Here is a 23,903-nt window from a genome sequence, read left to right on the forward strand (position 1 = left end):
ACGTTCTGTTTGTGGAACACTAGAGACGCAGGTGGCGGCACGTCAAAGCGCCGAGCTCGGAGAAGGAGTCGAGACCTTGGGGCAGGATCTGAACGACGAGGTGGGACGCAGGCTGAAGCAGCTGCGGCAGGACGGCGGCCTCTCCCTGTCGGAGCTCTCGCGCCGCTCGGGAGTCGGCAAGGGCACGCTCTCGGAACTCGAGACGGGCCGCCGCAACCCCACTCTGGAAACGCTCTACGCCCTGACGACCGTGCTCGGCTGCCCGCTCAGCGCCGTCCTCGACGATCCGGTCCCCGCTGTCGCGAAGGGCGCCGGCGGAGTCTCCGGCGCCGCCGTCACCGCGGTCCTCCTGGAGCGGTACGAGGACGAAGGCGCGGCCACCGATGTCTTCCGCGTCACCATCGCCGCGGGCGCGACCCAGGAGTCGGCCGCGCATGTCCCGCACACCACGGAGAGCCTGATGGTGCTGTCCGGCACGGCGGTCGTCGGCCCGCCGGACGCGCCGCAGACGGCCGGCCCCGGCGGCCACGCCCACTGGCCGGCCGACGCCCCGCACACCTACAGCGCACCGGACGGCGAGGTCCAGGGCATCCTCTTCGTCCGCTACCCGAAGGACGCTTCGTGACGTTCGGGTGCGCAACGAGCAGTTCAGAGGTCGAGGACGAGCCGCGGGGACAGGGCCCGGGACACGCATGCGTACATGCGGCCCTCGGGGGCGCCGATGTCGTCGCGGTGCTCCGGTTCGCCGTCCAGGACGGTGACTTCGCAGCTGCCGCAGACGCCTTCTCGGCACCCGGAGGGGAGGGGACGTCCGGCGTGGGCGAGGGCGTCGAGCAGTGACTCGTCGGCCGGTACGGCGACGGTGTCCCCGGACCGGGAGCAGACCGCCTCGAACGCCGTGTCGGGGCCGAAGGTCCGGGCCACCGGCTGGAACCGCTCGGCGTGCAACTGCCCTGCGGGGAACGCCGCTTCGGCCGCCGCCAGCATGGTCGCGGGACCGCAGCAGTAGACCTGAGTGCCGGCCTCCAGCGTGGCCCCGAGCGCTTCGAGATCCGGCCTGCCCTGTCGTCCGGTCTCCACGATCCGCACCCGGTCCCCGTACGAGCGCAGTTCACCGGCGAAGGGCATGCTGTCCACCGACGGCCCCAAATACAGCATGGTCGCGGGAAGTTCGGCGGCCACCGCCGCGCGCAGCATCGGCAGCAGGGGCGTGATCCCGATCCCGCCGGCGAGGAACAGGTACCCCGGTGCGGGAACGAGCGGGAAGTGGTTGCGGGGGAGGGAGACGTCCAGGGTGCGGCCCGGGCGCAGGAAACGGTGGACGTACTCCGAGCCGCCCCGGCTGAGCGGGTCGTACCGCACGGCGACGCGATAGGCGTCCCGGTCGGCCGGGTCCCCGCACAACGAGTACTGCCGGGTCAGCCAGTTGGGCAGGGACAGGTCGATATGGGCGCCGGGTTCCCAGGGCGCCAACTCCCCGGCGGCGGCGCGCAGGGTGACGGCGGCGACATCCTGGGCGACCCGGTCGATGTGCTCGACGACGGTCTGTTGCATCGGTGATTCCTCTGTCTGCCGGTGCGGCCTGGTCAGTAGAGCTTGCGGTAGCCGTCTTCCAGAACCTGTTCGAACAGTTCGGGGTCCCCGCCGGCGCCGAACTGCGCGGCCGCGATCTCACCGATCGACGGCATCTCCTCGGCGAGCGCCTGGCTGTCCGGGTCCCAGAGCCGGGAGCGGATCAGCGCCCGCCCGCAGTGGAAGTACGCCTCGGCCACCTCGACGACGATCGCCAACTCCGGCTGCTTCGCCTCCGTACGCATGCGGGCCAGCACATCGGGATCGTCGGTCACGTAGCCGCTGCCGTTGATGCGCAGGACCTCCCGCATGCCGGGGACCAGGAGGCACAGCCCGACGCCGTCGTTCTCTGCGAGGTTGCGGAAAGAGTCGGCGATCTTGTTCCCGGGGCGGTCGGGGAGGGCGACGGTGTGCTCGTCGAGGACCTTCACGAAGCCCGGATAGTCGCCGCGGGGCGAACAGTCGGCGCGCCCGGCCGCGTCCGCCGTGGCCATCATCAAGAACGGCGAGTGGGCGATGAAGCGGCGGAACCAGTCGTCGATACGGTCCTTCACCTTCCCCTCGACCATCGGCTCCGGCTGCCCGAGCCGGGCCCGGACCTCGTCCGCAGAGACCCGGCGAGGACGCGTCGGGGCATGCGTCATGGCACCTCCTGAAAACGGGTGACGGCATGCGGCTGCGGACACTCGGCCCGGCATCGCCGCAGTTCATCGCACTATTGTGAGCAATTACTCAGGTCGTGCGCTACTCGCTTTCACGGACCCTGCAGGAGGTGCCATGACGTCCGGCCGCCGCGGACTTCACCCACGTAAACAGCCCCGTCAGGTCCGGGCCGAGCTCACCCGGCAGCGCATCCTCGACGCCGCTGCTCGCGTTTTCGCCGACCACGGGTACGCGGCGGGGACCACCAACCGGATCGCGGAACGGGCCGGGGTGTCGATCGGATCCCTTTACCAGTACTACCCGAACAAGGACGCGATCCTGGTCGAGCTGCTGACCCGCCACCTCGATGCCGGGATGGCCGCGGCCCCGCCGGACCAGGACGAACTGCTGTCGGAGTCCATCGAGAACGTCATGGGCCTCTACGTACGGGGAGCGGTCGAGAACCACCGCGACGATCCGCAGTTGCTCCGCGTGATGATGGAACAGGGGCCCCGCGCACCGGAGTTGCTGGAGCGGGTCGCCCGCCATGAGCTCCGGCAGATCGCCTCCACCCGCAGACTCCTCCGGAACCATCCGGACGTACGGGTCGCGGACATCGACGTCGCCGCCCGGCTCGTCGTCTCCACGGTGGAAATGGTGGTGCACAGGGTGATGGCGGGGCCCGGCGACATCGACGCCACGCGGTTCGAGAACGAACTCGTCACCATGCTCACCAGCTATCTGACGGGCAACCCGCCTACGGCGCCCGGGAACTGACGCCGAGTCCGCCCGCGCGGGACCGCCGCGCGGGCGGGCGGCACCTGCCGCGGGGAGTGGTCCGCGGCAGCGACTGGGTACGGGTCAGGACTGGGCCCGGCGGCGGGCCAGGAGGGTGGAGTCGTGGGCCTCGATGGCGGTTCCGTTGCGGTTCAGCTTCCGCGGCAGCTGTTCGGCGACCAGGACCTCGAAGTCCTCCGGGAGGCCGGGCAGCAGTTCTTCGGCGAGGAACATGGCCTTGCGATGGCTCACGGACAGATCGGCGAACTCCTCGGACGGGGTGTGGCCGACGACGAGGAGATGCCCGCCGGGTGCGACGGCGTCGGCCAGCCGGCGGGTCACCTCGACCATCCCGCCGTCCGGGGCGTGCAGGTAGTGACACGTGACCAGGTCGTACGACCGCTCGTCCGCCGCGAAGGTCCGTGCGTCGACCTGCCACCAGTCGACCCGGTCGGCGACCCCGGCTTCCTCCGCGTGCTTGGCGGCGCGTGCCAGGCCGTTGGCGGAGAAGTCCGCGCCGGTGACCCTCCAGCCCTGGTGGGCCAGCCAGATCACGTCGCCGCCCTCGCCGCAGCCGACGTCGAGGGCGCTGCCGGGAGTCAGCCGGGCCGCCTCGGCGACGAGCCGCGGATTGGGGTCGCCGCTCCAGAACTTCTCCTCGGCGGCCTCGTACCGCTCGTCCCAGCCGTGCGGCTCGAACATGGCGGCTGCTTCGTCTTCGGTCATCTGGTGGCGGTGCTCGTCATGGGTGCTCATGCCGCGATGGTGCACCCGCCCCCGGAGGGCCGCCAGAAAGCTTGCCGGAACAGCAAAAGGGAAGGGCACCGGGGCCGTACGGTGCCGAAGCATCGTACGGCGAGGGGGCCGGCGTCACGCGAGGGTCAGTACCGCGGCGACCTCGGCTCCGTTCTTGGCGTTGATGGTCGAGTCGGCGGCGGGCGGGGCCTCGCGGAGGAAGACTCCGCCGTGGCGGCCGGCGAACACCAGTGGTGCGAGCAGCACTTCGCGGGCGGACGGCGTCATCCCCGGCAGCTCGACGACCTCGGGGCGCAGCCGCTGCTGGAGCACATGGCGCTCCTGCGGGTCGGCCAGCCGTTCCCGGATCAGTGTGCTCCATTCCGTCTCGTCCATGGCGGAGCCGAACGCGACGCCCTTGCCGCCGAACGCGGAGGCCGGCTTGCAGATCAGGTCCTCGCGACCGGCGATGGCGCGGGCGGCTGTCTCCTCGCGCAACCGGAAGGTGCGCGGGATGTGGGCCCGTACCCATTCCCGTTCGTCGTCGCTCAGGTACGTGCCGAACTCCGGTGCCGTGAGCAGCTCCAGGTTGGCCTTGTTGTCGTAGAGCGCGGCGGCGGGGGAGCCGATGAAGTCGAGCGCTCCCGCCGTGTCGAGGTCCATCAGCGCGCGGGTGCACGCCGGGGGGACGAAGGCCTTCGACTCGTGCCAGGTGTACATGGTGACCACCACGTCCACGCGGTCGCCCTCGAAGTACGCGCCCTCGCCGGTCAGTTGGAGGTCGGTGACGAGCCCGCAGCTGATCTCGTGGCCCATGGAGCGGATCATGTCGACGAAGAACCGGCGGCCGGAGTCGACGTCGGAGGGGTCCGCGACCGCCTCGAACACGCGCAGCGGGCGGTCGCCGCGCGGACGTACCAGTCCGGTGAACATCTCCCGCCACACCGCCGCCATGCCCGGGCCCCGGAGCTTCAGGCCGCGCTCCTGGAGGAACCCGTTGTAGGCGGAGTCCTCGGCGGCGGCCGCGTACGGGTCGAGGGTGCTGGTCCCGCCCATCGAGGCGGCCACGTTCATCTCGACCAGCTTCAGACCGTCGGCGGTCACCAGCAGGTCAGGGCGCATGATGGCGGTGGCGGCGCGGCGCAGTCGCGGGGAGTCCAGCGCGGCGCACATCAGGCCGGCGTCCTCGTCGGGCACGCCGAGCCAGCGGGCCCAGGCCGCGAAGTCGTCGCCGAACACCCGCCGGGGGAAGCCGGATACGAGCTCGGCGAGGCGTACCCCGACGCCGGCCAGTTCACCGGCGGCGGACTCGGTGAGGAACTGCGGCGGATACATGCTCCGCCAGTCGGGACGGTGGAGGCGCTCCAGGAACCGTGTGCGGTCGGGGCCGGCCTGCGGGGTGCGGGCGAAGTCCGACCACGCCGCCACCGCGCGCGGGTCCAGCCGCCAGGCGCTCACGACAGCTTCCCGGCGGTGCGCAGGGCGGCCAGTACGGTGTTGACGGCCTCGGAGGAGCCGTCGACGCCGGTGGCCTGGAGGGCGTAGCTGAGGCCGCCGGGGTTCACCAGGTTGAACTCCATGACGTACGGATAGGCCAGGTCGATGCCCGAGTAGAAGATGCCGAGCTCCGTCATGCGCTTGCCGAGGGTGCGGACGAAGTCGTCCTCCTCCGGTGTGAGGGTGAGGGCTTCGAACTTGGCCCCGAGGGTGACGTTGGCCCGGTCGTCGTTGTCGGGGTGGAAGCGGCGGAAGCCGCTCACCGGGACGTCGCCCGCGATGATCACCCGCTTCTCGTTGGTGCGCACATGCGGGATGTACTCCTGGAGTGTGGTGTGGCGCTTGGCCATCCCGATGATGTCGCGGCCGTATCTGCCGTAGCGCGGCGTGGCGTTGCCGGTGGCGGACTGGAGCAGCGCGGAGCGGTTGCGCTCGGTCGCGTTGAGGAAGTAGACGTCGGCGCCGATGCCGTCGTTGGTCGGCTTGACCACCCAGGTGCGGTCGCTGTCCGACTCCAGCAGGCGGGTCAGCTGGTCGAAGTCGTTGGACACGTAGGACGTGGGCAGGTGCTCGGCGGGCACCGCGGCGCTGAGGGTGCTCTTGGAGTTGAGGTAGAACAGCGCGGAGGCGTCGTTGACGAACGGTACGCGCTGGTTGAGCAGCCACAGCAGCTGGAAGTGGTCGGTGAGCGCCTCCGGGTGGGTGCTGGCGAGCACCCAGACGAGGTCGAACTCCTCGGCGGAGGCGTAGCTTTCGCTGAGCGAGGGGAAGTCCGCGCCCGCGATGTACTCCTCGGTGAGCTTGACCCGGTCGCACACCACGACGGAGTCGTGCACGTTGAGCGTGTCGACGTCGCCGACGTACACCTCGTGGCCCTCGCGGTAGAGCGCGCTGGGGATGATCGAGTGGTTGTCGAGCTCGAACTTCTCCGCCTGGGACACCAGGATCAGGATCTTGTACGACAAGGGAAACCTCTTGCGGTGGAGGGAACAGGCCCGCGGGGCAGGCCTGTTCGGGACGGGGCGGGGCGGTTCGGACTCGTTCGGTACGGGCTCGTTCGTGCGGGACGGGCTCGTTCAGGACGACGAGGTGAGGGCGCGTACGGCGCGGGCGAGGGCGGGCTCCAGCTCCTCGCGGGTGTCGCGGACGGCGACCACGAAGGCGTGCCGGCTGCCGGACTTGGAGACGGCGGGCGGGAATTCGCCCGCCGGTACGAGGAGATGGACCTCGGTGATGCCCGGCAGCGCGGCGACCGGGGCCGTGTCGATCTCCGGCATCGGCTGCCCGGTGTCGAAGGTGACGTACCGGATGCCCGCGACCCGCTTGCGGGTGGGCGCGGCGGGGACGGGCAGGCCGAAGACGTCGCGCATGGGCTGCCCGAACACGTCCTCGCCGAGGGCGAGATCGAGCATGTCGCTGATGCGGTCGCCGCCGGGGCGGCCGTGCGACTCGATGAGCCGGGGCCCCTCGGAGGTGAGCATCACCTCGGTGTGCGAGGGGCCGTAGCGGTAGCCGGTCGCCTCCAGCGTGGCGGTGACCAGCGCGGTGACGGCTTCCTCGTCGGCAGGGCCGAGCCGTACGGGCAGCGTGTGGCCGGTCTCCACGAAGTGCGGCGCGCCCGTGGTGGACTTCTCGGTGACGGCGAGGATCCGGTGTCCGTCCGGGGAGCTCATCGCTTCCACGCTGTACTCCGTACCGGTGAGGAACTCCTCGACCAGGTGCGGGGTGTGGAAGTCGAGCCCGGCCACGTACGCCTCGGCCTCGTCCCGGCCGGCCAGGTGGCGCACTCCGGAACTGCCGGTGCCGTCCACCGGTTTGACGATGCAGGGGAAGCCGATTCTGTCGGTGGCGGGCAGGATCTCGTCCTTCGCCCCGCACACGGCGTGTGCCACGGGCGTGCCGGCGCGGTCGCCGACGGCCGCTCGCAGTGCTGCCTTGTTCTTGAAGGCTTCCATGGCTTCGGGCGGATTTCCGGGCCAGCCCATGCTGCGGTTGACCACGGCGGAGACCGCGCAGCCCAGTTCGCCGAAGCCGAAGCAGGCGACGGGGGCGGGGAGTCGGAGCGCCCGGAGCCGGCGTACGAGGTCCTCGGGGTCGGTGGTCCACGGGGAGGTGAGGACCGTACCGGGCGCCTCTTCGGGCGCGGGCTGGTCCGGGTCGGCCACGACGATCATCGTGGCGCCCAGCGCCTGCGCGGCGGTGACGACGCGGTCGCGAGGGTTGAGCAGGACAACGGTGGGCTGCGGCCCGGATGTTCCGGCTGTCCCGGGGGTCTCGGACGAGGGGGCTGTGTTGGCTGTCTCAGGCATGCTGCGTGTGCACCTTCGGTAGGAGGAAGCAGGAAGCGGCGGCCGCGACGGACAGCCCGGCGATCGTCAGCCAGACCTCGCTGCCGCCGTGCAGGGTCTCCAGCAGATAGCCGCCCATGCCGGAGCCGAGGAGGCTGCCGCAGGCCCCGGCCGCACTCATCGCTCCCAGTGCCAGCCCGGTACGGCGCAGCGAACTCGCCTTGAGCGCCTGCTCGTCGAGCGCGGGGCCGATGAGCATCTCGGCGAGGGTGACGGGCAGGACGAACAGCAGCAGCCCGTACCAGCCGGCGAGCGGCACCAGGACCGTGTACGCGCAGGCGAACGCGAGGAACCCGACGACGAGCAGGGTGCGGGTGGCCGCCCGGCGGAACACGCGGTGCAGCAGCGTGTACTGGCACAGCACCACGAGCACGCCGTTGAGGGTGAAGACGACGGAGATCGCCGCGGTGCTGCCGGTCATCTCGCTCGCGGTGATCGGAAGGATCGAGTTGAGCTGGCTGTAGATCGCCCAGTACGCGACGCCGAGCAGGGACAGCGGCGCCCAGTGCCAGCGGGCCCAGCTCGGGCCGTCGGGAACGGGCGCCTCGGCGGCGGGTTTCCCGGCCGCTGCCGCCGCCGGCCGCGGAACCGAACCGGCCCGCCCGCGCGCCAGGCGTACGCCGAGCACCACGTGCGAGAGCACACACGCCGCGAGGATGTAGTCAAAGCCGAGCGGGTAGACCGCGGCCCCCAGCGCGGGTCCGAGGACGACGCCGAAGTTCACGAACGTGGAGCGCAGTGCGAGCATGTCGCGCTGTCCGACGCCGTCTTCCCGTACCAGCAGCGTCTTGATGGACAGGCCGAGCATCGACCCGCCGGTCCCGATGGCGACGATGCCCGCCACCAGCGGTACGGTCTCGGTTCCGCTGCCCGTGCCCGTGCCGAATCCGAAGCTCAGCAGTACGTAGCCGACGACGCGCAGCGCGAAGCCCGCCGTCATGACGGACCGTGCGCCGTACCGGTCGACCACCAGCCCGCACACGAGGGAGAAGCCCTGCCCGCAGAAGGCGAGCAGCCCCACCAGGAAGCCCGTCCTGCCCGCGGGGATGCCCTGCCCGGTGAGCTGGATCGCCAGCAGCGGCAGGAACATGAACGTGGTGAGGCCGGTGAGGAGCACCGCTGTCAGCAGGGTGCGTCCGGTCGCCGACATCTGGCGCCACGCGTTCACGAGCCGGGCACCTCGGTCAGGTGCTCCAGGATCCACGACTCGGCCTCCAGCAGGCGCTGTTCGACCTCGTCGGAGGAGGCGCCGCGCACGATCACGAAGCACAGGTTCGACGTGCTGTTCTGCGGCGTCGCGCCGAGCGGGAGCGCTTCGTTCACCTTGTAGTGCGCCACCCACTCGAAGGGCAGCCGCTCCGGCGGCCGTACGGGGCGGCCCTGCGGCACGATGCCGACCGAGCCGTGCAGCACGGCGGGCGGGCCGGCCGGGGGCGGGTTGACGGGCAGCCCGCAGGAGAGCCGGAGCCATGTGGTGTGGAGGTCCACGCCGTACGTGGTGCGGGTGATCGCCGGAATGCCGGCGCCCGCGGCGCGCGAGGCGACCTCGCACAGCACCAGCTCGTCCTCGGCGGTGTGGAAGACCTCCAGGTGGTAGGCGGCAGCCGGCGGGGTGTCGAAGATCTCCAGCATCCGGTCGAGGAACTCCTCCAGCCGCTGGGCGAGTTTGTCCCGCGGGTGCAGCTGGATGGAGCCGCTGTTCTGCCCGGAGAGCACGCTGAGGCAGCTGCGCAGATAGCGGGACGAGGAGACGAAGCGGTAGCCCTCGGCCAGTACCGCGTCCACGTGGTACATGTCGCCCTCGACGAACTCCTCGGCCATGAGGTCGTCGCGCCAGTGCCGTCGGCTGAAGGCGAGCAGGTCCTCCTCGCCGCGCAGCACCGTGATGTCCCGCGAACCGCCCTGCTTCACCGGCTTCACGACAACCGGATATCCGTTGTCCGCGATGAGGTCCGTGAGATCGGTGAACGTCTCCAGCCGGGCGAAGTGCGGCGTGGCGACGGCGTGTCCGGCGATTTCTTTCATCACCGCCTTGTCGCGGAACGACAGCGCGCTCTGCTGCGACTGGCCGGGTATTCCCAGGCTTTCCCGGATGCGGGCCGCGCGTTCCAGGTCGTATTCGTTGTCCGTGATGAGGTGCGTGAAAGGCCGCTTCCGCGCCAGCTGTCTGATCCGCAGCTCCGCGTACGGAACGTGCTCGCAGTCCTCCACGTGTTCGTAGAGGGCGAACTTCTCCGTGTTCGCCAGCTCGTTGTGGCTGAACACGTGGAGGTTCTCCGCCACTTCTGGGAGCATGGCGGAATAGTCGTGCTGGGCACCGTAGTTGATGACGGCGATATGGGTCATGGAGGCGGCCTCACGTTGCATGCGTGTCACTTGGGGGAGTCGCGGCGGAAAGCCGTGGCGGGGCAGAGGCGGGGAAAGCGGGGGAGGGGCGGTTCAGTTCTGGAGGGCCAGTACCGGGAGGTCGTCCTCCACGCTGTACGGCCGCCGGGCCCAGCTCATCGTGGACCAGGGCACCGCGATGTCGGTGAGCTCCGAAATCACCCGCGGCCGGTACGCCGGGTCTGCCACCAGCGGCCCGTCCGGCGGGAACACCGTGTCCACGTAGCGGTGTCCGGGGTCGGCCGCCAGGAAGACGATCGGCCCGCCGTCCGGCTCGGTGTCCCGCAGATGGCGTGCGACCTGCCAGCCGGCGCCCGCGGAGAGTCCGGCGAACACGCCGGTGGTGGAGAGCAGATGGCGGCAGCCCGCCGCCGACACGTCGAAGTCGAGCCAGTGGATGTCGTCGTAGGCGCTGTAGTCGATGTTGTCGAAGCGGATGCCGCTGCCGATTCCGGCGATGATGAACCCGTCCAGCGGCACCGACTCGGAGCCGAACGAGCGGCTGCCGAACGGCTGGATGCCGGCCACCCGTACGCCGGTGCACGCAGCCCGCAGATAGCGGCTCATCGCGCTGGTGGAGGCGCCCGTGCCGATCCCGCCGACCAACGTGATCCCGTCCGTGCCCAGTTCGGAGACGAGGGAGCGCGCCACGCGCTCGTACCCCACGTAGTGCACGTCGTCGTGGTACTGCCGCATCCAGTAGGCGTCCGGGTTCGCGCGCAGATAGCCGTGGACCAGCCGCACCCGGGTCTCCTGGTCGTGCTTGAGGCCGCCGTCTCCGCTGGAGGGCACCTGCTCGTAGGTCGCGCCGAGGTATTTCAGCTGCGTCCTGATCGCGGCGTCCACCGCCACGGAGGCGAAGACATGGCACTTGAGCCCCAGTTCACGGCAGACCAGGGCGAGCGCGTGACCGTAGATGCCGCTGGAGCTGTCCACCAGGGTCTGCCCCGGCGATATCACACCGCGGGCCAGCAGATCCTTGACCGCCGCGTAGACCGACGTCACCTTCATGACCTCGAAACGGAGGACGTGGATTCCGTTTCCGAGATCTATGAGATCGGGCTCGGCCAGCTTTTCGGCGAATGTTCTGTACACGGCGGCTCTTTCCGTCCGAGAAGGCCCTGGGAGGGCAGGGGAGGATCGTCGGGGCGTTACGGGATGGTCACTGCCAGCCGAGGTCGTCCTGCGAATCCGTCACCCTCGGCAGCTCCTTCGCCTGGAAGTCGGCGGAACCGCCGTGCTGCGCACCGGAGAAAAGCACGACCGCACCGACGGCCGCTACCACGAAGGAACGAAAGAGCACTCTGAGGCGCATGGCGGAAACTCCCATTTCATGATCTGTTCCGTGCCGGACAGCTCAGATACTTGCCGAATGCGGCAGCCGGATTCCAGCAGAACGTGGTGGCACAAAGCGCCCCTGGCACAACTGTGCCCACAGGGAGGAGCCACCAGGAGGCCGACACAGAAGTCAAAACGCCACCAACATGCCCATACCGGCAGGGAGATGGGCCGCGGGCGCCGCGATCAGCCTTGCGCGGGCGCCCCCTTCGGCTGACAATGCCTGCGAAGTACGCCAATATCGTGTCGCTGGGGGAGCAAGGGTGCTGGACTCGTGGAGTTTGGAGGGCGCCACAGACGCCGTGTACCGCACTCTCCTGCGGAAGCCGGGCAGCACCGTCGCCGAGCTGGCGGACACGCTCGGACTGGGAGAACCCGAGGTCCGCAGGGCCCTCGACGCCCTCGCCGACCTGATGCTGATCAGACGCTCCTGGCAGGACCCCGACACGCTCCTCCCCGTCAGCCCGCAGGCCGCCCTCCAGGTCGTCCTCGCCGAACGGCAGGCCGAACTGGCCCGCAAACAGCAGGAGATCGAGGACATCAAGCTGGCCTCCGCCCGGCTGGCCATGGAGTACGAGGCCGAGTACTCCGGCGAAAGCGGTCAGGCCCTGGAACGGCTCACCAGCCTCGAAGCCGTACGCGTACGGCTCGACGAACTCGTCGCCACCACACGGACAGAGGCACTCTCCTTTGCCCCCGGCGGCCCCCAGACCGCGGAGAACCGCGCGGCCAGCCGCCCCCTCGCCGAGACGCTGCTCGCCGGCTCCGTCACGCTGAAGACCGTCTACCTCGACAGCGTCCGCAACGACCGCGACAGCCTCCGCCACGCCCTGTGGCTGGCCGAACAGGGCGCGGAAACCCGTACGGCGCCCACTCTCCCGCTGCGGCTCCAGATCCTGGACCGCACCGCGGCCCTCGTGCCCCTCGACCCCGAGGACAGCTCCAAGGGGGCCACCGTCGTGCGGGAACCCGGCGTGGTCGCCGCACTCTGCGCGCTCTTCGACCACGTCTGGGACGCGGCCACCCCCATCGCGGAACCCAAACAGACCGCCGAGGACCAAGTGACCCCGCAGGAGAAGGAGTTGCTGCGACTCCTGTCCCAGGGGCTCACCGACGAGGCGTCGGCCCGCAAACTCGGCATCTCGCTGCGCACCGAACGCCGCATGATCACCGAGATTTCCGCCAGGCTGGGCGCACAGAGCCGGTTCCAGCTGGGCCGGCGCGCTTCCGAAAGGCGACTTCTTTCCCCTGAGTGACGGGGACAGCCGCGAAAGGCGAACAGGCGGGCATCGCACGGGACATGGCGGCCACCGTACGGAACATGCGGCAATGATTTCCGGGGCGAAGGCGCCTTGCGTATCGGTTTCGTACGCATAGGATGCGCTCTACCGCGCCCCCTACTTCCGCAGAGGTGTCGCCTTGTTCATGTTCCATGTTCTGCTGAGCCGTGGCGCCGGGGAAACCACCATCGCGTCGGACGCGCTGATTTCCGCTCTGTGGCGTGCGGGCGAGGGGCACGGAGCCCTGGAACACGCCCGCATCCACATCTCCCGCGCCGGAGCCCGGGGCGTGCTCTTCATGAGCGCGCCGACACTGGCCACCGCCAGGGAACAATGCCGGGAACTCCTCGCGCGCACCCTCGTGGACGAACCGTCCCTGGCCGGCTGGCAACTCTCCGACTGCTCCCCGCTGCTGCCCTCCTGACACTCCGGATTCAGCACGGTCCGGCCCTCCACATTCGGCACAGTTGTGCCAGGAGCGCTTTGTGCCACCCCTTCTTCCTGGAATCCCGCCGCCACCTTCGGCAAGGATCCGGTGCATCCAAGTGACCGGCTGAGACAGGAAAGACGGGTTCATGGCAACAGCATCTTCGATGCATTTCCCCCTCCCGGGCGCGCAGTCCGGAGGAATCGCGACCGGACCCCGCCTCGCCGAGCCGGAAGAGCGCGTGTGCGACACCGTCATGGCGCACGCGGCCACCTTTCCCGGCCGCCCCGCGGTGATATGCGGGAACGAGACCCTGACGTACGGAGAGCTCGCGGCGTCCGCCACCGCCCTGGCGCACCGGATCGACGAGGACGAGACGTACGCCGGCGTGCGGCGCATCGGAATCGACGCCTACCGCACGGCGGCCACACCGGCCTGCCAGCTCGGCATATCCCTGTCCGGCCGCTCGTTCGTCCCCTTCGACCCGGCGGCCCCCGAACGCACCGCGCGGCACATCAGAACCTCGGCCGGTGTATCCGTGACCATCGACCCCAGGACCGGGCAGCAGCGGACACACCCCGACGCCCACGCCCTCGCGGGACAGCACCGCACGGGCCCGGGGCACACCGCCCTCGACGACGAGGCGTACGTGCTCCACACCTCGGGCAGCAGCGGAAAGCCGAAGGGCGTGTCCGTCTCCCACCGGAACCTCGCCGCCTCCAACTCCGCCCGCCTCCAGGCGTACGCGAGCTTCGGCACCCCCTCGTTCCTGCTGCTGTCGCCCTTCCACTTCGACTCCTCGATGGCCGGCATCTGGGGCACCCTCACCGCCGGCGGCACCCTCGTGATCGCCGGCGAGGACGAACGCCGCGACCCCGCCGCACTCGCCGCGCTCATCGCCCGGCACCGCGTCACCCAGACGCTGACCGTGCCCAGCTTCCACGCCGAACTGCTGCAGACGGCCCGTCAGGACGACCGCATGCAGGCCGACTTGGCCTCCCTGCGCCTGGTCGTCTGCGCGGGCGAGCCGCTGGCGCGGAGCGTCATCGACGAGCACTTCACACACCTGCCCGGCGTCACCCTCGGCAACGAGTACGGCCCGACCGAGTGCACCGTATGGGCCGCGTACCGGCTCTACGACAAGCCCGCCGAACCCCGCGTCGGCTTCCCCGTCGCCGGCACCACACTGCACCTCCTCGACGACCGGCTGCGCCCGGTCTGCGCGGGGGAGACCGGGCAGATCGCCCTCTCCGGCCCCGGAGTGACGCGCGGCTACGTCGGCGACGAGCAGGAGACCCGCGCCAAGTTCATCGACCTGCCGGACGGGAACGGCCGGACCGCGAAGGTGTATCTGACAGGCGACCTCGGCCGCTGGTCGGACACGGACGGCCTGGAGTTCGTGGGCCGGCTGGACAACGAGGTCAAGATCCGCGGAGTGCGCGTCCACCTGGAGACCGTCGAGGAGACCCTGACGTCACACCCGGACGTACACGCCGCGGCCGTGGCGTACGACGCGGAGAGCGCCACCTGCTACGGATTCGTGCTGCGGGACAGCGACTCGGTGCCCGGTGCGGGTGCGCTGCGCCGCTTCGTGGAGAGCGAACTCGGGGCCGCCGTCGCTCCCGACCGGATCGTGTTCACCGAGTCCCTGCCGCGCACCGCGCACGACAAGGTCGACCGCGCCGCGCTGCTCGCCTCGGTACGCGAGACCCCGACCGCGCCGACGCCCGTCCCGGGCCCGGCCGCCACACCGGCTCCGGACGACGGCCTGGCGGCGGAGATCGCCCGGGTGTGGCAGGAGCTGCTCGGCGTACCCGTGCACGAGGCGGAACCGGCGAACTTCTTCGAGCTCGGCGGGAATTCCCTGTCCGTACTGAGGCTCACCCGCGCCCTGGGGAAGATCGCCGGCCGGCCCGTCGGCGTACGGCACGTCTACCGCTGCGGCACGATCCCGCAACAGGTCGCGCTCCTGTCGAACCCGTGAACTCCCCTTCCCGACGCACCGATAGGTTCCTCATGACCCCGAGCCCGTCCCTCAGGAAGTCCTGCTCCCCGGCGGACTCCGGCCCCGCCGTCCTGTGCTTCCCGCACGCCGGCGGCGGCGCCTCGTCCTTCCGCTCCTGGCAGCCGCTGCTGTCCCCGGCGCGGGTGCACGCCGTGCAGTACCCCGGACGCGAGGACCGCATCGGCGATCCGCCCGCGGCCGGTCTGGCCCGGCTCGCCGCCACGGTGGCCGACGAGATCCTGGCCGGTTCCGAACGGTATGCCGTGCTCTTCGGACACAGCATGGGCGCCTATGTCGCGTTCGAGGTCGCCCACCGGCTGCAGCAGGCCGGAGCGCCCGTACCCACGCTGGTGGTCTCCTCGGCGGCGGCACCCGGACAGCGCCCGCCGGTGCCGTACGAGAGCACCGCCGAGGTGCTGGCCTACCTCGAGAGCTACGGGCCGGTGGGCGACGAGATCCGCGAGGACGAGGAGCTGTTCGAGCTGATCCTCGGCTACATCAAGGACGACCTCCGCATGGTCGCCGCATACCGGGAGCACGCCGGCAAACGCCTCGCGGCCCGCCTGGTGGCCGTGGTCGGCCAGGACGACATCCCCGGCATCCGCTCCGGGCACACCGGCTGGCGGGACCACACGGACGGCGACTTCGTCCCCGTGGTGACCCCGGGCGGGCACTTCTACCTGCGCACCGCACCCCCTGTCCCGCTGCTCCACGCCGAGCTGGCGCGGGAGCGGACGGCCGGCCCGACGATCGTGCCCGTTCCCGTGCCGGTGTCGGGGCCCGTGGCTGTGACCGTTCCGGAGCCTGTGCCTGCCGGGCGGGATCTCTGATGGGGGAGGACATGCGCGAGGACGTCAACCGCCTTGTGGACGGCGCCACTTACCGTTCCGGCAACCCTTTCGGCCTGTGGCAGTGGATGCGGGAGAACGATCCCGTGCTGTGGCACGAGCCCGGTGTGTTCCCGGGCTTCTGGTCGCTGACCCGGTTCGACGAGGTGAAGCAAGTCCTGCGGGACGCCGAGGCGTTCAGCTCGTCCTCGGGCATCCTGCTGCGGCCCCTGGCGCAGGGCGAGGACCCCGGCAGCAACCGGACCCTCGCCCTGTCCGACGCGCCGCGGCACCAGCTCCTGCGCGGGGCGGTGGCAAGCTGGTTCGCGCCGCGGAACCTGCGCCTGCTGACCGACTCGCTGAACTCCGCCGCCCACACCATGGTGGCGGCAGCCGTACGCGCCGGCCGGATCGACTTCGTACACGACGTCGCCGCGAAACTGCCGCTGGAGGTCGTCTGCACCTTCCTCGGCATCCCCGACGAGGACCGCGACGACCTCGTCGCATGGTCCACCGACGCGTTCTGCGCCGGCAGCGCCGAGGAACGCAGCATCGCCCACCTCCAGATCCTCGACTACTTCGGCGAACTGGTGGACAAACGTCGCGTCGAGCCCGGCGACGACCTGGTCAGCGTGCTGGCCGGGGTGGCCTGTGACGGGGAGCTCCTGCCCGTCGAGGACGTGGTCCTCAACTGCGACAACCTACTCGTCGGCGGTACGGAGAACGTACGTCTGGCGATGTCGGGCGGCATGCTGGCGCTCCTGGACCACCCACGCCAACGGGCCCTGCTGCGGGACGACTTCGCGCACGTGGCGGACACCGCCGTCGAAGAGATCCTGCGCTGGACATCCAGCGCCACGCACATCATGCGCCGCGCCACCCGGGACGTGCGGCTCGGCGGCCGTACGGTGCGCCGCGGCGACCTCGTGGTGTGCTGGCTGACGTCGGCGGACCGCGACCCCGCCCACTTCGCGCAGCCCGACGTCTTCGACATACGCCGCACCCCGAACCGGCAGCTGGCCCTGGGTGCGGGCCCGCACTACTGCGTGGGCGCCCAGCTGGCGAAGCTGGAAATCAAGGCGGTGCTGCGGGAGTTCTTCGCGCAGGTCGACGAGGTGTCCGTGGACGGCGAGCCGGAGTATCTGGACTCCATCGTGGTGAACGGACTCCGCACGCTCCCGCTCCGCCTCACCCCGAAGACCGTCCTCGGCTGACGCCCCGCCACCACACCGTACGGTCACGGCTCTTCCGCCCGGGCCGCGCCTCTCGTGTGCGCCGCCCCGTCCTTCCTCACCTCCCCCTCCCAGAGAGAGCAGAACGTCATGCTGCGCATCGCCGTGCCCAACAAGGGCTCCCTGTCCGAACCCGCCGCGGCGATGCTCCGCGAGGCCGGATACCGGCAGCGCACAGAGCAGAAGGAGCTCGTACTGGCCGACCCCGGCAACGAGGTCGAGTTCTTCTACCTGCGACCGCGCGACATCGCCGTCTACGTCGGCTCCGGACGTCTGGACATCGGCATCACCGGCCGCGACCTGCTGCTCGACTCCGCGGCCAACGCGGAGGAGGTGCTGCCGCTCGGCTTCGCCCGCTCCACCTTCCACTTCGCGGCCAGGCCGGGCACCGCGGAGAGCGTCCGGGACCTGAACGGCCGCACCGTGGCCACCTCGTACGAGACCATCGTGGCCAAGTACCTCGCGGAACAGGGCGTGCACGCGTCCGTCGTCCGGCTCGACGGGGCCGTCGAGACAGCGGTCCAACTCGGCGTCGCACAGGCCGTGGCGGATGTGGTGGAGACCGGTACGAGCCTGCGCAACGCCGGCCTGGAGGCCTTCGGCGAGCCCCTCATGGAGTCCGAAGCGGTGGTCGTGGTGCGGTCGGACACCGACCAACAGGACACCAGGCTGCGGCAGTTCCTGCGCCGGCTGCGGGGCGTACTCGTCGCCCGCACCTACGTGATGATGGACTACGACTGCCGCGCCGAACACGTCGACCGGGCCATCGCCCTGACACCGGGCCTGGAGTCGCCCACCATCTCACCGCTGCACAGCGAGGGTTGGGTAGCCGTCCGCGCCATGGTCCCGGCCGGTGCGGCGCAGCAGATCATGGACGACCTGTACGCGATCGGCGCGCGGGCCATCCTCACGACGGCGATCCACGCGTGCCGCCTCTGACCGGCACAGCAGACCGGTCAGGGCGTCTGCTTGCCCGCCCGCCACTCCGGTGCGAGCACCGACCAGACCTCGATGTCGTGCCGCTTGCCGCGGTGCGGAGTGCTCTCCCGCAGCACGCCCTCCTTCGTCATCCCGAGCCGGCGGGCGACCGCGATGCTGGACTCGTTCGCCGCGGCGGCCCGCCACTCGATCCGGTGCACGCCCCGCTCCTCGACGGCCCAGTCGATGATCGCCCGTGAGGCGCGGGTCACCAGGCCCCTGCCCGCAGCCGACGGCTCCAGCCAGCAGCCCGCCTCGGCGGTGCCGGCCGGAATGTCCATCGTCCGGAACAGGACGCCGCCGACGAGCTTGCCGTCGAGCCGGATCCCGTAGATCCGGCCGGTGTCGGCCGCCGCCTTCTCCGCGTACGACTGGAGGTACGAGCGGGCCGACTCCGGATCGGCGACCGCGTCCGCGAGCCCGATGTACTGCCCCACGAACTCCCGGCCCCGGTCCATGTGGGCCAGGAACTCCTCGGACTGCCACGGCTCCAGCGGCCGCAGCTCCGCCCCGTCGTCGCCCAGCGATATCGCGTACACCCGCGTCCCCTCGTCGAGCCGGCACACCTGCGGCGGGATCCTCCCATGAGGGGGTGGGGCGGCCGTAGCGGATTACTCGCGTCTCCGGCGCGCCCCGACGTGGGCGGAGTGCCCCGTGAGCGGCGTCCGACTCGATACAGAGGGGCGGCAGTTCACCGGAGCGTGTCAGGCGCCTTCCGGCGTGCCGGATACGGCGGTGCTGACCGGGGTGCCCGCCTCCACGGTGCGGCTGACCGTGCAGAGCCGGTCGTGCGAGGTCTTCACGGCCCGGGGCAGGATCGTCCGGGCCCGGTCGCCCGACGGCCCGTCAGGGAAGGTGGCGGAGAAGGTGACTTCGAGGTCCGACAGCCGGTTCCCGTTCTCGTCCTGCACCTTGTTGCCGGTCACGGTGACTCGGAACGTGTCCGGTTCGGTGTGCCGGCTCGTGGCGACGTCCACGTCGGCTGCGCTGCAGCCGCCGATCGCCGCCAGGAAGAGCTCGACCGGTGTGAATCCGGAATCCGGGCCGGTGCCAAAACTCATCACGTCCCCGCGGGCGTTGGTCGCGGTGAACCGGCCCGGGCCCGCACGCTCGACGGTGACGGAACGCAGTGCATCATCATCCATGGTGCCGAGAGTAGCCGCACGAACCGTGCGCGCAGCGCGAGCCCGATCCGAGCCCGATCCGAGCCCGCTCCGTGTCTGCGGAGCGGTTCGCGCGGTCGCGGCCGCAGCGTCGCGGTGCAGGGACGGGCCGGCCTCACCACTCCATCCCCGCCAGCGGCACCTCCTCGACCGGGCACGGCGGCGCGGCCGGGATGCCCCAGCGTTCGGTGGCCAAGGCGGCTGCCTGGCGGGCCTGTTGGCGGCCGTTGTCGCCCGAGCCGAGCAGTTCGGCTGCCTGCGCCGGCGTGGCCAGCAGCCGCGTCAAGGTGTCTCCGGTGGCCGGGTCCGGACGGGCGGGCCCGATGCGGGTGACCGGGGCGGCCAGCCGCATACGGGCGCACGGTCCGATGCCCCCGTACAACGCGCCGTCCATGTCGTGCAGCCAGCCGAGCGTGCGGATCTCGCCCAGGGTGAGGTTGGCCTCCTCCTCGGCTTCGCGGGCCAGCGCCGCTGTGGGGCTTGCGTCGTACTCCTCGAGGGTGCCGCCGGGCAGCATCGAAATCCGCATCCGTACGTCGGGGTGCTTCTGGAACACCAGGAGCACCCGTCCGTCGGGTACGAAGAGCCAGCCCCAGGCCTGCTTCACCGGCAGCCCGTCCGGTACGGGACTGCCGGGATTCCAGGGCCAGTTGCGGTCCGAGCGCGGGAATACATGAACGCCGTGCCGGTCCAGCGGCGGCGGCGTACCGACGTGGCGTCCGCCCTCCAGATACGCGGGGCCGCTGCCGCCAAGCCGGGCCCGCAGCGCGGCCAGCATGATCCGCGCACCGAGCGGTGTGAGCAGCTCCGCGGCCCGTACCGAGTCGTGGAAGGCGATCTCGGCGATCTCTTCCTCGTCCGCACAGTGCAGCCGGGCGGCCTGTTCGTCGTCGAGGGTCCCGCCGTCGAAGACGTTCGTCACGCCGCCCGGGAAACCGGGCAGGGGCTCCCGGTCCTGCGGGGAGACCCAGCAGGTGGCGAGCAACGAGCACTGCCCGGCGTCGAGTTCGAGCCCGACCTCCTCGCGCACCTCTCGCCGGCACCCCTCCCACGGGCTCTCGCCCGCCTCCACCCCGCCGCCCGGCTGCAGCCACCGCCCGTCGCTCCGGTACGAGGGGCGCACGATCAGCACCCGGCCCAGCCTGTCGGTGATCACCGCGGAGGCGCTTGTCCACACCGCGTGCCGGGAGCGGACGTACTCGGCCGGCGACAGCGGGGGAGCGGTGAATGCCGGGGTGGCGGGTGTGTCCACAGTGCCCCTCCCTGGGGACGGCGGTCAGTTCAGGCCGCCACGCGTCGGCCGATGGACGACGAGCGCCGGCTCGGTCTTCGAACCGGCCTTGTCCATGAACCGGCTCTGCCCATGAACCGACCCTGTCCATGAAACGGCTCGTTACTCGGCGACCGTGAGCACGATCTTGCCTTGGATGTGGCCCCGTGTGGCGCGTTCGTGGGCTGCCCGGGCATCCGCGAGCGGAAACGTACTGTCGATCGCGACGCGAACCGTGCCCGCGTCCAGCAGGCGTCCCAGTTCAGCGAGCTGCGTGCCGTTCGAGCGGACCTGTGTACCCGAGACCGTGACGCCCAGCTTCGCGTTCTCCTCGTCGTCGAACTCGCCGAAGAACACCGGGAACAGGGCGCCGCCGCGCTTGAGCGTGTGCAGGAAGCGCCTGCTCTCGCTGCCGCCGACAGTGTCGAGAACGAGGTCGACGTCGCGTACGAGTTCCTCGGGCCGGCTCTCGGTGTAGTCGATGAACTGGTCGGCGCCGAGCTCACGCAGGAACGATCCGTGCGCGCCCGATGCCACCGCGATGACACGTGCGCCCTTCCCCTTCGCGAGCTGGAGTGCGAAGTGCCCCACGCCGCCCGCGGCACCGTTGACGAGCACCGTCGTGTCGGCGTCGAGCGTGACCGGGCGATGCCGCGCCGCCTGGAAGGGCGAGGGGTGGTCGTGGCCGAGCTCGATCAGGAACTGCCACGCGGTCAGCCCGGCCATGGGTGCCCCGGCGGCGTGCACGTGATCGATGCCTGCCGGCTTGTGTGCGAGGTCCGACGCGGGCGCCGTCACGTACTCGGCGTAGGCGTGGCCGTCGAAGCCGGGGAAGCGCAGGAGGCCGAAGACCTCGTCACCTGCGGAGAAGCCGTCCACGTCCGCGGCGACGCCCTCGACGACGCCCGAGACGTCCGTCCCCGGAATCACGGGCAGGTCGAACTTCGGCCTCGTCTCCGGCGGCAGGTTGGACATCCCGTCGCGCAGGTACCAGTCGGGAGGATTGACGCCGGCCGCGTGGACGCGGACGAGCACCTCACCGGGCCCCGGCCGGGGAATCGGCACCTCCTCGTAGCGCAGGACCTCAGGGCTGCCGTGCTCGTGCAGCCGGATCGCCCTCATCGTGTGTGTCGGCATCGTCTTCTCCTGTGTGCGCTGCGAGTTAGGCTTATCCGGATCAGCGGTCCACATAAACGGACCACTGATCCGAATATATGGACCACTGATCCGGATAGTCAAGAGGGGTAGATGCGGGCCGACGCCAAGAAGAATCACGACCACCTGCTCGCGGTAGCGGGCACCGCCATCACCGAGCAGGGCGTCGACGTGTCGCTGCGCGACATCGCCCGCAGGGCCGGCGTCGGACTCGCCACGCTGCTCCGCCACTTCCCGACCCGCGAGGCCCTGCTCGATGACCTGCTCCGTACGAACTTCGACGAACTGACGGCCAGTGCGGCGGAGTTCGAGGCGTCGAGCGCCCCCGGCGACGCGCTGGCGTCGTGGCTGCGCGACTGTGTCGCGTGCGCACATGAGTACCGGGGCGTGACGGAGCTGATGGCGGCCGCCATCGAGGATGCCGAGTCCGCGCTCCACGCCTCGTGCGTCGCCATGCGTACGGCCGGTGCGCGGCTCCTCGCCCGTGCCCAGTCCGCGGGTGCGGCGCGCACCGACATCGACGGCACGGATCTGTTCGCGCTGGTGGCGGCGCTCGCGTGGCTCGGCGACCAGCCCTCGCTCGCGCCACGCGCCGACCACCTCTTCGACGTGGTCGCGAGCGCGATCCTGGTGAGTGAGCGGTGATGTAGAGGGGGGTGCCGGTCTGGGTGAGGTGGCGCGTGGAGGCGGCCCGTAGGGTCGTCGGAGCGGCGGATTCCAGGCGCCGGCAGGCGTCACGCGCGCTGCGGAAAAAGAAGCTGCCCCCATGTTTTGCATGGGCATACGCGAGGGTGCATAATCTTCCTATGTCTAAGGTCCTCACCTCCCTGCCCGCCGGCGAGCGCGTCGGCACCGCCTTCTCCGGTGGCCTCGATACGTCGGTCGCGGTCGCGTGGATGCGCGACAAGGGTGCGATTCCGTGCACCTACACCGCCGACATCGGCCAGTACGACGAGCCCGACATCGCCTCGGTGCCCGGACGTGCGAAGACGTACGGTGCCGAGATCGCGCGACTTGTCGACTGCCGTGCGGCGCTGGTCGAGGAAGGGCTGGCCGCCCTGACCTGCGGCGCTTTCCACATCCGTTCGGGCGGGCGTGCCTACTTCAACACCACGCCGATCGGCCGCGCCGTCACCGGCACGCTCCTGGTCCGGGCGATGCTCGAGGACGATGTGCAGATCTGGGGCGACGGGTCGACTTTCAAGGGCAATGACATCGAGCGGTTCTACCGGTACGGGCTGCTCGCCAACCCGCACCTGCGGATCTACAAGCCCTGGCTGGACGCGGACTTCGTGAGCGAGCTCGGCGGCCGCAAGGAGATGTCGGAGTGGCTGCTCGCCCACGACCTGCCCTACCGGGACAGCACGGAGAAGGCGTACTCCACCGACGCCAACATCTGGGGCGCCACGCACGAGGCCAAGACCCTGGAGCACCTGGACGTCAGCCTGGAGACCGTCGACCCGATCATGGGCGTGCGGTTCTGGGACCCCGAGGTCGAGATCGCCACCGAGGACGTGACGATCGGCTTCGACCAGGGCCGCCCGGTGACGATCAACGGCGAGAAGTTCGCCACCCCCGTCGACCTGGTGATGAAGGCGAACGCCATCGGCGGCCGGCACGGCCTCGGCATGTCGGACCAGATCGAGAACCGGATCATCGAGGCCAAGAGCCGCGGCATCTACGAGGCGCCCGGCATGGCCCTGCTGTTCGCGGCGTACGAGCGCCTCGTGAACGCGATCCACAACGAGGACACCGTCGCCCAGTACCACAACGAGGGCCGGCGCCTCGGCCGGCTGATGTACGAGGGCCGCTGGCTGGACCCGCAGGCCCTGATGGTCCGCGAGTCCCTGCAGCGCTGGGTCGGCGCGGCCGTCACCGGCGAGGTGACGCTGCGGCTGCGGCGCGGTGAGGACTACTCGATCCTCGACACCACAGGACCGGCCTTCAGCTACCACCCGGACAAGCTGTCCATGGAGCGCACCGAGGACGCGGCCTTCGGCCCGGTCGACCGCATCGGCCAGCTCACCATGCGCAACCTCGACATCGCCGACTCGCGCGCCAAGCTGGAGCAGTACGCCGGCATCGGCCTCATCGGCACCTCCAACCCCGCCATCGGCGCGGCCCAGGCCGCCGCGACCGGCCTCATCGGCACCATGCCCGAGGGCGGCGCCGAGGCCATCGCCTCCCGCGGCGAAGCCACCCCCGGCGACGACTCGGCCCTCGACCGCGCCGCAATGGACTACGGCACGGACTGACACCCACCCCCGCGGAG

At 70.6% G+C, this 23,903-nt stretch carries 24 protein-coding genes; 10 read left to right on the forward strand and 14 right to left on the reverse strand.

Features of this window, described 5'->3' with window-relative positions; genetic code table 11:
- Positions 1-76: 76 nt before the first annotated feature.
- Complete coding sequence (locus tag AC3AGO_RS34435) at positions 77-625, forward strand: helix-turn-helix domain-containing protein (RefSeq protein ID WP_487824225.1); 549 nt, start codon at positions 77-79, stop codon at positions 623-625.
- Positions 626-648: 23 nt separating this feature from the next.
- On the opposite strand, the gene AC3AGO_RS34440 is transcribed toward AC3AGO_RS34435, so the two are convergent.
- Complete coding sequence (locus AC3AGO_RS34440) at positions 649-1,554, reverse strand: PDR/VanB family oxidoreductase (RefSeq protein ID WP_487824226.1); 906 nt, start codon at positions 1,552-1,554, stop codon at positions 649-651.
- A gap of 32 nt (positions 1,555-1,586) precedes the next feature.
- A complete protein-coding gene (locus AC3AGO_RS34445; protein WP_487824227.1) occupies positions 1,587-2,216 on the reverse strand; it encodes an MSMEG_1061 family FMN-dependent PPOX-type flavoprotein in 630 nt (209 codons plus the stop codon).
- Between the two features lie 133 nt (positions 2,217-2,349).
- On the opposite strand from AC3AGO_RS34445, the gene AC3AGO_RS34450 reads away from it, so the two are divergent.
- The gene (locus AC3AGO_RS34450; RefSeq protein ID WP_487824228.1) at positions 2,350-2,991 is read left to right on the forward strand and encodes a TetR/AcrR family transcriptional regulator; all 642 of its coding nucleotides are present in this window, start codon (positions 2,350-2,352) and stop codon (positions 2,989-2,991) included.
- A gap of 84 nt (positions 2,992-3,075) precedes the next feature.
- On the opposite strand, the gene AC3AGO_RS34455 is transcribed toward AC3AGO_RS34450, so the two are convergent.
- The 8 genes from AC3AGO_RS34455 to AC3AGO_RS34490 all read right to left on the reverse strand — a co-directional run bounded on the left by AC3AGO_RS34455 (position 3,076) and on the right by AC3AGO_RS34490 (position 11,271).
- On the reverse strand, positions 3,076-3,747 hold the full coding sequence (locus AC3AGO_RS34455) for a class I SAM-dependent methyltransferase (protein WP_487824229.1): 672 nt from the start codon (positions 3,745-3,747) through the stop codon (positions 3,076-3,078).
- Between the two features lie 114 nt (positions 3,748-3,861).
- Entirely contained in the window at positions 3,862-5,184 is a 1,323-nt protein-coding gene (locus AC3AGO_RS34460; protein ID WP_487824230.1) for a hypothetical protein, read from the reverse strand.
- On the reverse strand, positions 5,181-6,188 hold the full coding sequence (locus tag AC3AGO_RS34465; RefSeq protein ID WP_487824231.1) for an ATP-grasp domain-containing protein: 1,008 nt from the start codon (positions 6,186-6,188) through the stop codon (positions 5,181-5,183). The genes AC3AGO_RS34460 and AC3AGO_RS34465 overlap by 4 nt, the downstream gene beginning before the upstream one ends.
- Before the next feature lie 111 nt (positions 6,189-6,299).
- On the reverse strand, positions 6,300-7,532 hold the full coding sequence (locus tag AC3AGO_RS34470) for an ATP-grasp domain-containing protein (RefSeq protein WP_487824232.1): 1,233 nt from the start codon (positions 7,530-7,532) through the stop codon (positions 6,300-6,302).
- Entirely contained in the window at positions 7,525-8,739 is a 1,215-nt protein-coding gene (locus tag AC3AGO_RS34475; RefSeq protein WP_487824233.1) for an MFS transporter, read from the reverse strand. Before AC3AGO_RS34475 ends, AC3AGO_RS34470 begins: the two co-directional genes overlap by 8 nt.
- Positions 8,736-9,938 (reverse strand): ATP-grasp domain-containing protein, encoded by a 1,203-nt coding sequence (locus AC3AGO_RS34480; RefSeq protein WP_487824234.1) that lies wholly within the window; start codon positions 9,936-9,938, stop codon positions 8,736-8,738. The genes AC3AGO_RS34475 and AC3AGO_RS34480 overlap by 4 nt, the downstream gene beginning before the upstream one ends.
- 72 nt (positions 9,939-10,010) lie before the next feature.
- Positions 10,011-11,051, reverse strand: coding sequence for a pyridoxal-phosphate dependent enzyme (locus AC3AGO_RS34485; RefSeq protein ID WP_487824235.1), 1,041 nt, complete (start codon positions 11,049-11,051; stop codon positions 10,011-10,013).
- Between the two features lie 67 nt (positions 11,052-11,118).
- Positions 11,119-11,271, reverse strand: coding sequence for a hypothetical protein (locus AC3AGO_RS34490; protein WP_487824236.1), 153 nt, complete (start codon positions 11,269-11,271; stop codon positions 11,119-11,121).
- 325 nt (positions 11,272-11,596) lie between these two features.
- On the opposite strand from AC3AGO_RS34490, the gene AC3AGO_RS34495 reads away from it, so the two are divergent.
- From AC3AGO_RS34495 to hisG, 6 genes are all read left to right on the forward strand, one after another.
- Positions 11,597-12,550: a LuxR C-terminal-related transcriptional regulator gene (locus AC3AGO_RS34495; protein ID WP_487824237.1), complete on the forward strand. Its 954-nt coding sequence runs from the start codon at positions 11,597-11,599 to the stop codon at positions 12,548-12,550.
- A 169-nt stretch (positions 12,551-12,719) separates the two neighbouring features.
- On the forward strand, positions 12,720-12,998 hold the full coding sequence (locus AC3AGO_RS34500; protein WP_487824238.1) for a hypothetical protein: 279 nt from the start codon (positions 12,720-12,722) through the stop codon (positions 12,996-12,998).
- A 151-nt stretch (positions 12,999-13,149) separates the two neighbouring features.
- Positions 13,150-14,985 carry a non-ribosomal peptide synthetase gene (locus tag AC3AGO_RS34505; protein WP_487824239.1) on the forward strand — a complete coding sequence of 612 codons (1,836 nt, stop codon included), beginning with the start codon at positions 13,150-13,152 and terminating at the stop codon, positions 14,983-14,985.
- A 32-nt stretch (positions 14,986-15,017) separates the two neighbouring features.
- Positions 15,018-15,836 (forward strand): thioesterase II family protein, encoded by an 819-nt coding sequence (locus AC3AGO_RS34510; protein WP_487824240.1) that lies wholly within the window; start codon positions 15,018-15,020, stop codon positions 15,834-15,836.
- The gene (locus AC3AGO_RS34515) at positions 15,836-17,047 is read left to right on the forward strand and encodes a cytochrome P450 (protein ID WP_487824241.1); all 1,212 of its coding nucleotides are present in this window, start codon (positions 15,836-15,838) and stop codon (positions 17,045-17,047) included. The genes AC3AGO_RS34510 and AC3AGO_RS34515 overlap by 1 nt, the downstream gene beginning before the upstream one ends.
- A 108-nt stretch (positions 17,048-17,155) precedes the next feature.
- Positions 17,156-18,004, forward strand: coding sequence for an ATP phosphoribosyltransferase (hisG, locus tag AC3AGO_RS34520; RefSeq protein WP_487824242.1), 849 nt, complete (start codon positions 17,156-17,158; stop codon positions 18,002-18,004).
- 17 nt (positions 18,005-18,021) lie between these two features.
- On the opposite strand, the gene AC3AGO_RS34525 is transcribed toward hisG, so the two are convergent.
- The 4 genes from AC3AGO_RS34525 to AC3AGO_RS34540 all read right to left on the reverse strand — a co-directional run bounded on the left by AC3AGO_RS34525 (position 18,022) and on the right by AC3AGO_RS34540 (position 21,613).
- Complete coding sequence (locus tag AC3AGO_RS34525) at positions 18,022-18,582, reverse strand: GNAT family N-acetyltransferase (RefSeq protein ID WP_487824912.1); 561 nt, start codon at positions 18,580-18,582, stop codon at positions 18,022-18,024.
- 165 nt (positions 18,583-18,747) lie between these two features.
- On the reverse strand, positions 18,748-19,188 hold the full coding sequence (locus tag AC3AGO_RS34530; protein ID WP_487824243.1) for an OsmC family protein: 441 nt from the start codon (positions 19,186-19,188) through the stop codon (positions 18,748-18,750).
- A gap of 133 nt (positions 19,189-19,321) precedes the next feature.
- Positions 19,322-20,458, reverse strand: a complete 1,137-nt coding sequence (locus tag AC3AGO_RS34535; protein WP_487824244.1) for an NUDIX domain-containing protein — start codon at positions 20,456-20,458, stop codon at positions 19,322-19,324.
- A 141-nt stretch (positions 20,459-20,599) separates the two neighbouring features.
- On the reverse strand, positions 20,600-21,613 hold the full coding sequence (locus AC3AGO_RS34540; protein ID WP_487824245.1) for an NADP-dependent oxidoreductase: 1,014 nt from the start codon (positions 21,611-21,613) through the stop codon (positions 20,600-20,602).
- 111 nt (positions 21,614-21,724) lie between these two features.
- On the opposite strand from AC3AGO_RS34540, the gene AC3AGO_RS34545 reads away from it, so the two are divergent.
- Together AC3AGO_RS34545 and argG are read left to right on the forward strand one after the other, a co-directional pair.
- Entirely contained in the window at positions 21,725-22,276 is a 552-nt protein-coding gene (locus AC3AGO_RS34545; protein ID WP_487824246.1) for a TetR/AcrR family transcriptional regulator, read from the forward strand.
- A gap of 161 nt (positions 22,277-22,437) precedes the next feature.
- Positions 22,438-23,886, forward strand: coding sequence for an argininosuccinate synthase (gene argG, locus AC3AGO_RS34550; RefSeq protein WP_487824247.1), 1,449 nt, complete (start codon positions 22,438-22,440; stop codon positions 23,884-23,886).
- Positions 23,887-23,903: the final 17 nt, after the last annotated feature.

The sequence above is a fragment of the Streptomyces sp. BL1 genome (assembly GCF_057628045.1).

Coding starts and splice junctions, on each gene's coding strand:
- AC3AGO_RS34470 (WP_487824232.1), bottom strand. CDS start 7,532: ATGCCTGAGACAGCCAACACAGCCCCCTCGTCCGAGACCCCCGGGACA.
- AC3AGO_RS34530 (WP_487824243.1), bottom strand. CDS start 19,188: ATGGATGATGATGCACTGCGTTCCGTCACCGTCGAGCGTGCGGGCCCG.
- AC3AGO_RS34515 (WP_487824241.1), top strand. CDS start 15,836: ATGGGGGAGGACATGCGCGAGGACGTCAACCGCCTTGTGGACGGCGCC.
- AC3AGO_RS34510 (WP_487824240.1), top strand. CDS start 15,018: ATGACCCCGAGCCCGTCCCTCAGGAAGTCCTGCTCCCCGGCGGACTCC.
- argG (WP_487824247.1), top strand. CDS start 22,438: ATGTCTAAGGTCCTCACCTCCCTGCCCGCCGGCGAGCGCGTCGGCACC.
- AC3AGO_RS34505 (WP_487824239.1), top strand. CDS start 13,150: ATGGCAACAGCATCTTCGATGCATTTCCCCCTCCCGGGCGCGCAGTCC.
- AC3AGO_RS34450 (WP_487824228.1), top strand. CDS start 2,350: ATGACGTCCGGCCGCCGCGGACTTCACCCACGTAAACAGCCCCGTCAG.
- AC3AGO_RS34490 (WP_487824236.1), bottom strand. CDS start 11,271: ATGCGCCTCAGAGTGCTCTTTCGTTCCTTCGTGGTAGCGGCCGTCGGT.
- AC3AGO_RS34540 (WP_487824245.1), bottom strand. CDS start 21,613: ATGCCGACACACACGATGAGGGCGATCCGGCTGCACGAGCACGGCAGC.
- AC3AGO_RS34445 (WP_487824227.1), bottom strand. CDS start 2,216: ATGACGCATGCCCCGACGCGTCCTCGCCGGGTCTCTGCGGACGAGGTC.
- hisG (WP_487824242.1), top strand. CDS start 17,156: ATGCTGCGCATCGCCGTGCCCAACAAGGGCTCCCTGTCCGAACCCGCC.
- AC3AGO_RS34440 (WP_487824226.1), bottom strand. CDS start 1,554: ATGCAACAGACCGTCGTCGAGCACATCGACCGGGTCGCCCAGGATGTC.
- AC3AGO_RS34545 (WP_487824246.1), top strand. CDS start 21,725: ATGCGGGCCGACGCCAAGAAGAATCACGACCACCTGCTCGCGGTAGCG.
- AC3AGO_RS34500 (WP_487824238.1), top strand. CDS start 12,720: ATGTTCCATGTTCTGCTGAGCCGTGGCGCCGGGGAAACCACCATCGCG.
- AC3AGO_RS34455 (WP_487824229.1), bottom strand. CDS start 3,747: ATGAGCACCCATGACGAGCACCGCCACCAGATGACCGAAGACGAAGCA.
- AC3AGO_RS34480 (WP_487824234.1), bottom strand. CDS start 9,938: ATGCAACGTGAGGCCGCCTCCATGACCCATATCGCCGTCATCAACTAC.